A 13,390-nucleotide genomic window follows, 5' to 3' on the forward strand; every position below is an offset into this window, starting at 1 on the left:
GCAGGATGGTCGTGTGATTCGCCAATCGGACGCTGAGCGCGGCCGGATCCAGGTGACGCTGGGTGAGGAAGTTCCGCTCGTTGCGGCAATCAACCGTGGTGCGACGATACAGACGGCGGTGTTTAACGGCGATGACAGTCAGCTGATCGTCGAACTGTCTCCCGACACGAACGTGCGTCGGGTGGCAAACGTGCTCGACGATGACGGACCGGCACCCGTTCTCGCACGACAGGACAAAACCCGCTCGCCGACGACCACGCGGGAATTTCGAAACGATCTGAACGACCGGCTTACTGACCGACAGGCGACCGTCTTGCGGACGGCCTATCTCGCGGACTACTTCACCTCCCCGCGTGGAAGTACGGCCGAGGAGGTTGCGACATCGCTCGGAATCACCGGATCGACGCTGCTCCACCACCTTCGGGCGAGCCAGCGAAAGCTGCTGGACGCGTTCTACGACGAACACGACGACAGTAGCGGATAGCGGTCGGGATTCGCCGGGTCGCGGCCAATCGACATGCGGCCGCTTGCTCTCACACGAAGGGGAGTCTGGATAGTTAGATATCCTCGCTGCGGAGACTCTGAATACTGAGCATATTCCACCAAGCGTGTTCCGTTACATCGTAGCCACATGGCAGTGCGACACAAGTCGCGCGGCGACCGGACTGAGGAACCGACAGACGAGCTATCGACCGAAGAGCTGCTCGACCTCTTCGGCGACGAGTACACCCGGCGAGTGTTCGAGGCAGTCTCCGAGCAGCCTCGCGGCGGACGCGCCGTCGCGCAGGCGGCCGATGTCTCGCGGCCGACGGCTTACCGGCGTCTCAATGAGCTTCAGGACGCCGGACTGGTCACGAGCGAGTGTTACGTCGCACCTGACGGCCACCACCGAGAGCAGTTCAGCGCCTCCGCGCAACATCTCTCCGTGTCGCTCGATGGTGGTGACATCGACGCGACGATCAGTCTGAGCTGCTAAGTCGAAAAGCGATTTACGCCGAACAGATGAGCACACGCTTGCGACCAGTCAGTCGTATCGGGTCCGAGGTATCGGTCAGCGGGGCGGTGGTGCGAGTGGTCGTAGCAGCGGTGATGTTCGTCGCGACATTTGCCGCTGTAGGGCTGGTACTCGCTCAACTCTCAACTCCGGACGTGTTGACTAACCTTCCGAATCAACTTCCAATGCTTTGTGGGGTAGCAGCGGTGGTACTCGTCATATCCTACGCGTTCGAAACTACCCCCGCCGCGTACGGGCTCTCTCTGGGTCGGCAGTGGCTCAATGATTTCGCCGGCGGTGCCGTAATCGGCGCGCTGTTTCAGGCTGTTTCGACGGCCGCGATTCTCGCTACCGGGAGCGGGAGGATCGTTAGTTCGTGGTCAATGGGGGTTTTCAGCGACCCTGTGACCGTCGGACTCGCGATCGGAGCGACGGCCGCTGCGTTCGTTATTGTCGGGTTGTGGGAGGACTTCATCTTTCGAGGCGTACTGATCCGTGAGCTCGTTGTCGGGCTTACGTCTCGCCAGGTCTCGAGGCCGGCTGCCACGGGGAGCGCGGTCGTCGTATCGGCTCTCGTGTTCGGAGCGATTCATTTGAACGCTGGCGCGGCGGGACTCTCCGCGTCGGTTGCTGTGGTACAGGCGGTGGTCGGAGGGCTGTATTTCGGTCTCGCGTACGTGCTCACCGACAGTCTCGCGCTTCCGGTCGGCATCCACTTCTCGACCAATCTCTGGACGTCGGTCGTATTCGGGCAACCGGAGAGCGGGTATCCGGCGGCGTTCCGACTCACCCGACCGTTCGATCTCGGTGCCGATCTCATCGTCGTCTTACTGCTCCCGACGGCCGTACTCATCGTGGCGATTATGTTGTGGGTTCGAGTCACGCGGGGTGAAGTTCCAGAAGCGTCACTCCGGCCAGTCGGGGAACGTTGATATCGGGGTCGAGGTGACAGATCGCATGACGGATGCGAAGCCGCACTTCGATCGCACCCCCGTTCACTTCGCACGGCACTCATCGCTGTGGCGACCTCAGTTCTCACGACGGGACTCGTCATCGCCGGTGAAGACGGAGTAGGATTTCCGATGTTTGTTCTCACGCTCTGTATCTGTGCGTATGCTTTCATCTCGCCGCTATTCGGCAGACTGTAAGCAGGTGACGCTCTTCAGGGCGCAGACAACAACGCGCTACCAGTCCGAGTGAGCCTAGAGAGATACGTCGAGATTGCGGGTTAGACGGGTCCACACTCAGTTCGGAAACTCAATGACAGCAGCCGTGCCACCGAGGTGACTTGGTTTGAACTCCAACGTCCCTCCGACGGTCTGGATTGCCCAGTTCGCGCCCCACAATCCGAAGCTACTCCCGTGAGCAAGATCCTCCTCGGTACCGGACTCAATGACGTCGAGTTCAGTTTGTGGGATACCAGGACCGTCGTCTGCGATAACTACTTGTACGCCGCTCTCGTCCCGTGAGCCGGTGATTTCGACGCGTGGCGGCGTTCCGTCGCTGTGTTCAATTGCGTTCTCGACGAGTTGTTCAATCGCGTACCGGCACAGACTAGGGTCGGCATCAAGGGTCACAGTAGGAAGGGTGACGCTCGTTTCAGCCTCACCAGTGGAGTCGGTCACGTCGGCAACGACATCATTGACTATCTCCTGAAGCGGCGCCTCTGTTTGCTCCGGTTCGGAGCGTTGCATCAGCGTCTCGAGCCGGCGAGCCTCGGTACTGAGTTGGTGAAGTTGGTCAGCACTTCGGACGATCGGCGTGTTCTGCGTCTCCTCGGCGTGGGCTTTGATAACATCAAGTCGGTTGCGGAGATTGTGTCGAAGGACTCGGTTGAGTACTTGAAGCCGTTGCTGTCGGATTTCCCTGTCAGTCACGTCGAACAATGTGATAGTGAGACCGAGGAGCTCATCGCGATCGTTTCGAAGCTCAGTGATGCGAGGATCAAATTGGCGCTGTCCGTTCGTGGTTTGACATCGAATTGTCTCGCGTTCCGTGAGTAATTCTACGCCAAAGTCAGTCACCTCGCTGATCTGTACACCCGCGCCGATAGTGCCAAAGTGATCTTCAGCCGCCGGATTGACGCGAGCAACACGCCCGTCGCGATCAACGACGAATACCGCCTCATCCATTCTGTTTACTACCGCACGTTCTCCGAGCGTGCCGGTTCCAGGACGATCTGAGAGAATGGAATATCGGGACATACCGAACCAGATCACGACAGCTACCAATCCCAACCCCGTTCTAGCTAAGATGTCATTGAGCCACGGAGTAGACGGGCGAGTGGTTTGGAAGACCAGCAACGGGATAGCGACTGGCGCAACGGCCAGCAGCCCGTCTCGCCAGGTGAACCGATCGTGACGGCGCGACGTTGACAGCACTAACCACATCGCGGCAAAGGCGATCGCTAAAAGCGATAAGAGGAGGACAGACGAGGTGACACTCAGTAGTTGCCGCTGCCCCATAGCGAGGTTGAGCGGGTTATACAGTGCGATAGATTCGAGCCCGACGATCACAAAGCTGAGTCCGGCCGCAACAGTAATGCGACGACGCGTTACCAGCGTTCCCCGGCCCACGTATCGAAGCGCGAATACCGTCCACGGGAGGACGATAGCAGGAAATAGCAGACCCATAGTGCGGTCTGCTGCGGAGTCGACCAGCTGGACGCCAATCGTTTCGAACACGAGGACGCCAGCGTAGACGAATCCAGAAGCACCGAATAGCAGAGACATGACACCAAACGGAACGGCCAAGTCGGCATATGCGCTAGCTGCCGGCCCTCGCCGTTGGAGTGCCACAGACCCGGCGATGATACAGGCAAGCCCGGCGAGTACGGGGACCAGCAAGCGACCCGCCAGTTCGACAGCGAAACTGACCACGGATAGTGTACTATTACACTTCGATCAACGTGTTAATGATGGTATTTTCGAGTGGTGCGTTGATTTACACAGAAGTGTTTGCCGAGATCCCAGTTGCCTCACAGTCCCCTATCATTGCCGGCTTCTGACTCGATGAGCACCCACAGTATGATCGTTGTTAAGAAGGATAGCACGACGCCACTGGTCGGAGAGAGGATCACCGCACCCAAAACGAGCGAGGTGATCATCCAAAGTACAATTCCCGCTCCCCGATGTCGCATGACGGTAGATTGGTAAGTAACCCGTTATGCCCGTCGGAGAGTGTCTGTCCCAGAAACAGGCCAATTCAACTAATCTGTTCGGAGTGATTCCAACCCAGAAACACGCCGACATCAATATATCAGCACATACTGATGATCTGGTATGTCGCAATCAGCGAATGTATTCCGCAGTCCGGTCGTCCGTTGGGGCATGCCCGCTGTGACGGCCACTATTATCGCAGCTATCGCGTTCCTCGTCGTCGAAGATCAGATACTTAGATTAGCGATGTTGGGGGTTGCCGTCGCTGACTTCCTTGTCACGCCACAGATATTGAAACGCGCCGCTCGGAGCGCGTAGCCGGTTCACAAATGAGATAGAGTTATCTGGCTATAGGAGCTAACATAAAAAGAGTGTTTCTGGCTCAGAAATAAGAAATAATATTAAACAGGTTGCCGGGCCAAAGTGATGATAGGTGTTGTATCGGGTGGTGGTCCAACCAGTTACCATGCGCACTCGCACGGAGAAACGGGCGCGGTAACAATGCCAAATAGAGATGTGAGCAACCGATGAGTGATGATCGTCACACGGCGATTCCGTTGCGTGAGTTTCCGGACCCCGCGCTCGCATACACCGTCGACGGTGACGATGCTCGCGTGACCGCCACGAACGACGCCTTCGAGCAGCAGTTCGAACAGGAGCTGGTGGGCGGACGCGTGTCGACGATATTCGACCGGTTCAACAGCTACAATACGACCGGTGACCGGGAGCCAGTCTCACATCTCGTCCGCGGCGATCGGATCGGCATCCGTCTGGACGGATACGGCAACCGAGGCCCGTTCTTCGCTCGCGTAATCCCGTCGGACGACGACACCGGGTATCTCGTGTTTACCGACCTTCGTGAGTGTCCCGACGAAGGTTACTCACCGGGCGTTGACCAAGTGAGCAGCGTCATCAGCCATGACCTCCGGAACCCGCTCGATGTCGCGAAGGCCCATCTCCGTGCAGCACAGGAGACCGGTGACCCCGAGCACTTCGAGTCGGTCGCTGACGCACACGATCGGATGGAACGGATCATCCGTGATGTCCTGACGCTGACGCGCGACGATGCTGTTGTTCAGCCCACAGAGGAGGTCGCAATCGAGACCGCTGCGAGAGACGCGTGGGAGTCGATCGATACCGAACAGGTCGAACTGACGGTTTCGGAGTCGCTACCGACGGTCACCGCGGATCCCGATCGCCTCCAGCGGTTATTTGAAAACCTGTTTCGGAATAGCGTTGAACACGGTGTCGCGACCGACGAAACGGGGAACGGACAGCCGACAAAGGCACCAACAAAAGGTCGTTCAAACGGCCGAGACGGGCAGACGAGCGAGAGCACGACCGTGGCCGTTCACCCATTCGAGGGTGGATTTTATATCGCGGACGATGGGCCCGGTATCCCGTCGACGGAGCGTGAAATCGTCTTCACCCCCGGATATTCCACACGGAGTGGTGGGACCGGTCTTGGCCTAGCGATCGTCGACCGAATCGTCGAAGCACACGGCTGGGATCTGACGCTCACAGCAGCGGATGACGGCGGTGCGCGGTTTGAAATCAGCCATTAGTCAGGGTGTCGGGGGAGGCGACAGAGACCTCCTTGATCAATCAGCCCCGGTCGCGCCTCTCGCCGGGGATCAGTACCCCTCGCGCTCGATACCGGTGAACCGGTCTAACAACTCGTCTGCGTCGGGTAGAAGTCGACAGATGCGGTCCCGCAAACGGTTGGCGTGCTCGTTGAGCGACGAGAACTGGTCGTGGTCCTCGAGACGGTCCTGTGGCAATTCAGCGGCGATAACCGCTCGCTTCGATTCGACTCCGAAGTATTGGCCGAGGAGTTCGTATGCGAGAACCTGACATTGCTGGTCGACAGCGGTCCTGATATCCGCGCGGTCAACCGGTTTACAGAGGTAGTCGTCGAACGGGAGTTCGAGGAGTTCCAACCCCGGGTCGATTGCGGTCACCATGATAACTCTGGTGTGAATATCATACTCTCGTAACTCACGGAGAATATCGTCACCAGACCGTTCCGGCATGTGCCGATCGAGGAGAATTACGTCCGGCGGGTCAGACTCGTCGACCGCAGACAATGCCTCAGGACCGCTGTAAGTAACCGTGACGTCAGCCACTGCGTCCAGCCGGAGGGCGTACGCGTCGGCGACCTCTTTCTCATCGTCAACGAGCAGCACCCGCGGCCTGTCAACGTACATGTCGGCCGTCACGTGGTGTCGATACTTACTACAGCGTTTAATAGCTGTGGCTTCCGAGAAGGTCTCTCCCGGGGATACAGGCGTAACAGCGGTCTACGGGATCTGTGCTCGCCCCAGAGGGTGAGCCGCCACTCGGTGCGTGTCACCGACCGCACAGCGTGGCAGAAGCGAGGCACATTTGAATTGTCGTCCGTCAAGCCGCTCAGACGAGGATTGTGATCTCCAATCGATTCTCGACGACCGAAAATCGGAGTGATCGTTAAGTAGCAATTTGGAGTACCAATCCCGACGCGACGTCAATCGGCTGAGTGACTTTCCTGACCGGGTTGACCCGTGAGCTGCCCTGGGATATCAGGGAGACTACGGTCACGAGTTAGCGTTTGAGACCCAGCGTATAGCGTGATTGCGACCGCACAACAAAGATAGAAGATAGCGTCACCAGAAAGGGTCTCAAAGACCCCAGGCGCACCCCCGGTCGGATCGCCGACAGGAGGCATATTATGCGACGCGTGCGCGATCATTACGGCCGGAAGCGCGCCGTTTGTGCTGTTGTACAGCCATCCGAGAATGACGGACATCATCGTGATATTCAGCATGTACTCCCAAAAAACGGTGAAGTTGCCCGCCCCGCCGAGTATCATCGGAACATGCCAGAGCCCCCAGATAATGCCGATGAACACGCTTGCCGATATCGCCGAAAAACGGCGCTGGAGACGAGGTTGAAGAAATCCACGCCATGCGAGTTCCTCGATCGCGCCAGCGAGAAGAAGTGTAACCCCAAATGTGATGAGATACGCGAGAGGCGGCGCTGCTGGAACGCTCACGTCTCCGCCACTGACGAGCGTAACGATGGTTTCGAACTCCGTGCCGAGCAGCATGATCCCAATCCCGGCAAGATACCAGTGGATGCCGACCCGTAGGTTGCGGAGTTGTCCAAGCCAATCGCGAATGCTCTCGTCGACGATCCAAACAGTGAGACCCGCGCTCATCATCGGCGTCCACGCGTAGACGATCGCCGCAGTGCCGGGCAGCTCAGATCCGAAGACCGCATACAGCATCGCTGCGACGGCAGCGGATACCGCAATCAGTACGAACATGAACGTTCTAACGGGGCTCGCAGCTGCTCGCTTTGTGAGTGCGGTGAGCCGGCTCATCGATCTTCCCCACAGGACCATGACGCGAGGTGCGCACAGACACAATTGGATTGACGACACGACCCGAGTTGGGTGATGAACCGATGGCGCTGCGTTAATGCCTGATCTGGACCCGGCATGGCTGAGCTCATGATGACGCCGCAATTAAATCCGGTTTACGCATTTCTGCCTGTGAAGTACCGCTACAGGAATTATACAGTCAATATTTGGATTTATTGCGGAGGCATGGACGAGTCGAAATCCAAGCGTTACAACACTGAGGCGACGGGCGGAGAAGCTGAAGGCAATCAGTTAGTTATATCGTGGTTTGAGGTTTTATCGAGATTCGAGGAGAATACCTACGGCTTGAGCTGCAGGACGAATCCGACAGAACCCTACACGAACCACTGTTCGGTGGCATTCCCGAGTTTCCAAAGCCCGCAGTTTCAAATGGTGTCAATTCGTACTAAAGAGTAAGATCAGGTCGGAACGGAGCGATTCCGAACGGCCTTGGGAGGCGGCCTCGCCGCCGCTAACGAGACAATACCCGAAATACCAACACGGTGAACGCGAATGCCAGAAACGTTCGTCTGTGCCTGTCGGTTGAGCAAGTCCAAGTGTACCAAGTCTGTCGACGTGTTAGCGACTCCCTCCTGGGAAAAACAACAGATGAGTCAACGGCATTGAGGATAGAAGTAACGGCGGCTTGGCACCGCCAGTCACCCACCGTTTTGCGATGGGTTAAACGATTTCTCGAAGAAGAAATCGGATTCACGATTGCGAACCTGAAACTCCCACCGCTCGGGATTCCTCCGCGTGAACGCGGAGGAGGATGCCAATAGTTGGGAAGTGCCATGTGGATCGGTCCTGCGAGTCAGTAACCCGTACGCTTTTTTGTATCGTCAGACACGGTATATACATGAACGAGGACTTATTCGAACGTATTTTAATTCCGATCGCGAGTCCCGACGACGCTGAAGCGACGGCACGTGCGGTTCGGCCGCACTTAGACTCGGATACGACTCTTATCGTAACACACGTAACCCCGGGAACGGCCGCGGAGACGACAATAAAAACCGGCAGAGATCAGTTCGCAGGAGCGACTTACGAGAAGTTCGTAGACATCCTATACCGTGATGATCTCCAGTTTGAGTGGGCGACGCTTGAAGGGCGCGAGGTCGCGGAGGCACTCACTGATGCGATCGATATGATGGAGGCGACACTCGTCGCCTTCACACCTCGAGATATGGATACGTGGGAGCGGACAATTGCCGGCGACCCGGGAGGTAAACTCATCCGAGAAGCAGACGTTCCGGTGATGGTTTTCCCGAACCAGCAAGCCTGATCGAACCCTCGGAATGCGGCGCTCATCAGCAACCACAGTGTTATAACGCGGTGGCTGACGTGTCACATAGTTTCTTTTAAATATACTGTAAGTGACCTCCCTCTATGAGCGCGGTAATGGACAGTGCAGTTGCAGGTACGCCACAAGTAGCAGTGCTTGCTGTCGTTGGCGCGCTTCTCTGTGGCCTTGTCATTCCGTATTTTCTGCGTTCGGTAAGCTAAGAGAGACAGCGCATCGGGGCCTCCTCGCAAAGACGTTGTCACATTCGGAGCTACACAGCACCGGTCCGTCCCACCCGCTCAACTAAGAGATACATCGAGATCCGCAGGCGAGTCCATACGCTCCCTGCCCGCTAGCGGTGGCGCCTAACTCACAGGTGGAGGCGGTCAGCAGCCAGAGACCCGCCTGCAGCCGGAGATAGCTGGGCTACGGGGTATGGTCAACAACAGCGGCAAACGCCACGTTCCTCGGCGCCGTCTCCATCTCAACTGATACTGCTCACCAACGGTTGTCTCCGAGACGATCACGACGTAGCCACGATCGATTTTTGCGATTCCATCGCCCTGGTCATAAAGATACGCAATCTCAACGACTCGTCGCTCACCCTCAGTCACAGCTGAGAGCGGATCCGCAGTGGAGTGACCGGAGGCCGAACACTCATATCCCCAACTCCGGTATGAGAACATGTGAGCACAGACCGAGGCGTGTCGTCGGTAATCTCGGTTATTTTGTTAGTCGCCATCGTCGTTGTACTCAGCGGAGCTATTGCAATTGCGGCTTTAGACGTCACCACGGCACTCCGGGAGCCGGCGCCACGAGTGGCCCAGTCGAGCGGCGATTTCGCCCCGCAGGACGGGACGAGCGGGGGTATCGTTACGCTCACGCACATCGCAGGCGATCCTGTCGCGGTGTCTGACACAGAGATTGCCGTGCGTGCCGATTGTGACAAAGGCGTCCGAAGCGGCCGCATCGTGCATCTACCAGCCGGGGCAGGGAATGCAATCCGTGAATCCGACGGCCAGATTGCGGGCGCGAATCTCTTCGATGAACGCTCGCTAAAGGCAGTGGACAACGCTGTTGCAGACGTGGGTGACGGTGGAGCGCTGCTTCAGGGTGGCCGGTACGCTGTGGGAGACACAATTATGTTCCGGATCCCGGAGAGTAAGTGTGCGCTGGCCACCGGCAGCGACGTGTCTGTCCAAGTGATCCACCGGCCATCACAGACAGTTGTGATCCGCAAAACGATGGTCGCGTAACCCCAGCCGGGTAGTGGATGGCTCGTCTGAGGTCACCTCCAACGGTGCCGAGAGCCACCCGCTTCGGTAACACACGCCCCACGCTCACCTGTACTGACCGATCACTCTATCCCGCAGATTAGCCTCGGTTCGTACCATGTTCGCGCCTTCTATTCAGAGGACTGTTTGTCTCAGGCGCTGAGGATTTCAACAGAGACGGATCAGCGCGACCTGCTCCATACTGTGGGGATCGTAGATGAGGCTCGGGTCCTTGCGTTGATCGACCTCGTTGAGGATGATGACGGTTCGCGGGCCGTCGTACCGTTGGAGTGGCGCGTATTAGCTCAGACGTGGTATCAAAACGATATTTAACCGATTTGACCGCTAAGATCACTTTTTTACCGAGACAGCACTGTGCGCATTCGATTTCGAAACCCCCTCGAGGTTATACAGACTGGAAGGCGAATACACCCGCCTTTAGGCGGGTGATGAAGCCGACATGGTGGGAAGCAATCCACTGGCCGAACGTCTGTACCGAGTTTCATATACCGAGGTTTAATTCACAGGCCGCTCTATACGTAGTTAGGAATCGGTCGGAACGGAGCGGATTCCGAACCGTCCTTCAGAGGCGGCCTGTCCGCCCGCGTACCGAGGCAGTATCTGAAAGGGCAGTCGGTGAACGCTACATCCTCGAAGGGTGTGTCCGTGTTGACTGCTCGAAGCGAGTCAGACGATATCCCCAACTCCGGTGATCCTGCCAGCGTCCCCGCGGCAAAAACAACACTGGGACGCCGTACACGGCCGAGGATAGGGGTAACGGCCAGTTGGCATAGCCAGCAGTCCACCAGTCCGACACTGTGGGACTACCCATGCCCGAAAGGACTGGGAGTCCGGTAATTAGACTGCGAACCTGAAACTCCAACCGCTCGGGATTCCTCCGCGTTTACGCGGAAGAGGATGTCAATCACTCAACAAGACTCTCACGCCTGTGCGAGGTCACTCAACGACTCACCGACGGTAAAACCGATTGTGTCGTCGAACTCTTCGCCACCGAACACTATCGCAAGCATCTCCTCGCTCGGGTTATCAATAGTTATTGACGACGAGGTAGCGGATTCGACTTGGATGGCTGGATCATCATCCAGTTCGACCCTCGCGTCATAGGCTCTAGAATCAGTCCATACGTCCTCATACGCAGTCATGCCGTCTTCATCGTCTTTTTCCTCGGCGTCTTCATCGCCCGATGCCGGCGGCAATTCAAATGCGTCCGAGAGAACAGTCTCATCCGCCGAATCGGTAATCGTCACAGTGCCAGTAAGGGTATCGTCAGTTTCGTTGAAAAGGTTGACATCGCCCAACGCGAGGTCGGCAAGACTGTTGACGATCCCTGTACAGCCGGCTGTTCCTGCGATGAGCACTCCACCACTGCAGGCGAGGAACCGTCGTCGGGAAGCGCTGTCTAAATACTGACGGACCGTCCATTGGAGGGCCATGTCACCTCATCGAAGTGCTACCGACATCAAGATACGGAAGACTAAAATCCGATTTGAAACACGACAATTTCCGTCTATCAACCCCCCGTACTAGACTTTTGTAGCCTTCGGAGATGAATTTCGGGAACCACATTACTGCGATAGCACCACCAACGAGCACGAAGTAGCTGAGTGACTTCGCTGAAAAATATTCACGTAGAATAGCGACAAATATTCAATTTAGCTACGCACCTGTGGCCGCCTCGATCCAAAGTAAACGGGCGTCCGCCTCCACCGCACTCGACATCGACGGCGTGGAGCGGACAGACGAGTGACGGCGACGGCAGGCCATACTCAGTTCGAACTGACGCCCGTTTCAGCGGAAAGTGTCGAAGCGATCGGCTTCCGACGGAGCCGACCGTACGAGTGCGTTACCGGTCAGGGTCTTCGTTTCGGCCGTAATGCCCGCCTTTCGCCTCGGGAAGGTCGCCTCTTCTCACGTGTGGTCGGGGCGGACCACCAATCGTCCCCGTAGACATCAACACCAGCGACAGGACCCTCAGCCGAGCCGATAGTTGCTAACGCGGTCTCGCGCAACGTACATCGAGACGAGACCGACGAGACACGCGATGACAGCCGAAACGAGCGTCCCACTGAGACCGATCACGAACTGACTAACCCCGAGGACCGAGCCGAGCGCGCGGCCGACGGTACCGGAGTGTGCGATAAGGGTCGGGAGCGCGACGACAAGTACGGCGACCGAGTAGAGTGCGAACGCGAAGGCGCTGGGGACGATCGCTTTGGTACTTCGAGAGACGCTGACGGCCTCAAAACGCGGAAAACCGACACCGATTCCGGTCCCGATCGTCCCCGACACGGCCGACAAGACGAGCGCTGACACGCCGAGGCTCGCAACGACCGGTACCGAATGCGGACTCAGAAGTCCCGTGGTAACGGTCGCCACGACGGTTATCGGCGCTATCAGGAGGGCACCGGAGAGGGCGTGTCCGATGACCAGTGAGCGTTCGGGGGTCTCCGAAAGCAGTGTGACGGGGAGCGCTGCGCCCTCTTGACCCACCACGTTGAGCGCGAACAACGACCCGGCAACCCACGTTCCACTGAGCACGATCCACAGCGGCAGCCCGGTTCCGATCTCCCCTGTTTGGACGGCCGTGACAGTCGGACCAGCGAGGACGATCAGGGGATACAACGCGAACGAAAGCGAGATCGGCGACCGGCGTGCACGTTTCCAATCGACTGCAACGACACCGAAGACCGGCCGTGAGAGAACTTTTGAGAGGCCGTTGAGCCGTGAAGATCCCCCCTCCGACCGCTCGATCTCGTGCGTGATGTGAACGCCATCAGCGTACCAAAGCCACTCTGCAAGTCGGGATAGGGACGCAGCCGCGACGACGACGAACGCTCCTGTGAACCCCACCGCGCCGACCGCCCTGAGCGGTGACGCCCCGATACCGAGCCCCACTGCCGCGAGGTCGCCGAACCAATCGATCGGCGTCGGCGCGAGCGCTCGATAGACCGGTTCCAAGACAGACGCGAACGCGTTCGTGAATATCAGCGCGAAGTACCCGATACCGAACAGAAGCAGGAACAGCGTTCGAAGGCGGCTGAGGAGCCGCGATCGAACGCCGGCGTTCCGCACAGCCAGCGCAAGGATGAAGCCAGCCGGGATCCCGGTCACGAGGAGGAGACACAGTGTGAGCAACAGGGCAGGAATCGTGAGTAGCGAGCCGGCACCGACGGCGAACGCAACTGTGGCGGCGCTTCCGATTGTGAGGAGGAACGCTGACCAGAGCGCTAGTTCGGCAAGGACGAGGCCACCGATCAC

12 protein-coding genes and 1 pseudogene are annotated in these 13,390 nt (G+C 58.0%); 6 read left to right on the forward strand and 7 right to left on the reverse strand.

Annotated elements, in window-relative coordinates; genetic code table 11:
• From DJ74_RS17375 to DJ74_RS17385, 3 genes are all read left to right on the forward strand, one after another.
• The coding region (locus tag DJ74_RS17375; RefSeq protein WP_176451378.1) for a helix-turn-helix domain-containing protein at window positions 1-484 on the forward strand (484 nt) is incomplete at its 5' end.
• A 147-nt stretch (window positions 485-631) separates the two neighbouring features.
• Window positions 632-976, forward strand: a complete 345-nt coding sequence (locus DJ74_RS17380) for a winged helix-turn-helix domain-containing protein (protein ID WP_094524312.1) — start codon at window positions 632-634, stop codon at window positions 974-976.
• Between the two features lie 95 nt (window positions 977-1,071).
• Window positions 1,072-1,926, forward strand: a complete 855-nt coding sequence (locus tag DJ74_RS17385) for a CPBP family intramembrane glutamic endopeptidase (RefSeq protein WP_170938239.1) — start codon at window positions 1,072-1,074, stop codon at window positions 1,924-1,926.
• Between the two features lie 312 nt (window positions 1,927-2,238).
• On the opposite strand, the gene DJ74_RS17390 is transcribed toward DJ74_RS17385, so the two are convergent.
• Entirely contained in the window at window positions 2,239-3,726 is a 1,488-nt protein-coding gene (locus DJ74_RS17390; RefSeq protein ID WP_094528063.1) for a sensor histidine kinase, read from the reverse strand.
• Window positions 3,727-4,679: 953 nt separating this feature from the next.
• Between DJ74_RS17390 and DJ74_RS17400 the strand changes: the two genes are divergently transcribed.
• Window positions 4,680-5,717 carry a HAMP domain-containing sensor histidine kinase gene (locus DJ74_RS17400; RefSeq protein WP_094528064.1) on the forward strand — a complete coding sequence of 346 codons (1,038 nt, stop codon included), beginning with the start codon at window positions 4,680-4,682 and terminating at the stop codon, window positions 5,715-5,717.
• Between the two features lie 69 nt (window positions 5,718-5,786).
• Here the strand turns inward: DJ74_RS17400 and DJ74_RS17405 are convergent, their stop codons facing one another.
• Both DJ74_RS17405 and DJ74_RS17410 read right to left on the reverse strand, forming a co-directional pair.
• The gene (locus DJ74_RS17405; protein ID WP_094524505.1) at window positions 5,787-6,359 is read right to left on the reverse strand and encodes a response regulator; all 573 of its coding nucleotides are present in this window, start codon (window positions 6,357-6,359) and stop codon (window positions 5,787-5,789) included.
• Window positions 6,360-6,655: 296 nt separating this feature from the next.
• Complete coding sequence (locus DJ74_RS17410; RefSeq protein ID WP_170938238.1) at window positions 6,656-7,513, reverse strand: CPBP family intramembrane glutamic endopeptidase; 858 nt, start codon at window positions 7,511-7,513, stop codon at window positions 6,656-6,658.
• 898 nt (window positions 7,514-8,411) lie between these two features.
• On the opposite strand from DJ74_RS17410, the gene DJ74_RS17415 reads away from it, so the two are divergent.
• Window positions 8,412-8,837 (forward strand): universal stress protein, encoded by a 426-nt coding sequence (locus DJ74_RS17415; protein ID WP_094524318.1) that lies wholly within the window; start codon window positions 8,412-8,414, stop codon window positions 8,835-8,837.
• A gap of 386 nt (window positions 8,838-9,223) precedes the next feature.
• Here DJ74_RS17415 and DJ74_RS19965 read toward each other — a convergent pair whose 3' ends face one another.
• On the reverse strand, window positions 9,224-9,523 hold the full coding sequence (locus DJ74_RS19965) for a TRAM domain-containing protein (protein ID WP_343124838.1): 300 nt from the start codon (window positions 9,521-9,523) through the stop codon (window positions 9,224-9,226).
• On the opposite strand from DJ74_RS19965, the gene DJ74_RS17420 reads away from it, so the two are divergent.
• The gene (locus DJ74_RS17420; RefSeq protein ID WP_094524319.1) at window positions 9,524-10,093 is read left to right on the forward strand and encodes a type IV pilin; all 570 of its coding nucleotides are present in this window, start codon (window positions 9,524-9,526) and stop codon (window positions 10,091-10,093) included.
• Window positions 10,094-10,291: 198 nt separating this feature from the next.
• Here DJ74_RS17420 and DJ74_RS19920 read toward each other — a convergent pair.
• The 3 genes and pseudogenes from DJ74_RS19920 to DJ74_RS17435 all read right to left on the reverse strand — a co-directional run.
• Window positions 10,292-10,402 (reverse strand): annotated as a pseudogene (locus DJ74_RS19920) (AAA family ATPase); the annotation flags it as partial.
• Window positions 10,403-11,052: 650 nt separating this feature from the next.
• Complete coding sequence (locus DJ74_RS17430; protein ID WP_254922196.1) at window positions 11,053-11,565, reverse strand: hypothetical protein; 513 nt, start codon at window positions 11,563-11,565, stop codon at window positions 11,053-11,055.
• 538 nt (window positions 11,566-12,103) lie between these two features.
• A partial coding sequence (locus tag DJ74_RS17435; protein WP_094528066.1) for a hypothetical protein occupies window positions 12,104-13,390 on the reverse strand: 1,287 nt, incomplete at its 5' end.

The organism is Halorubrum sp. Ea8 (assembly GCF_002252925.1).
GTDB lineage: Archaea > Halobacteriota > Halobacteria > Halobacteriales > Haloferacaceae > Halorubrum.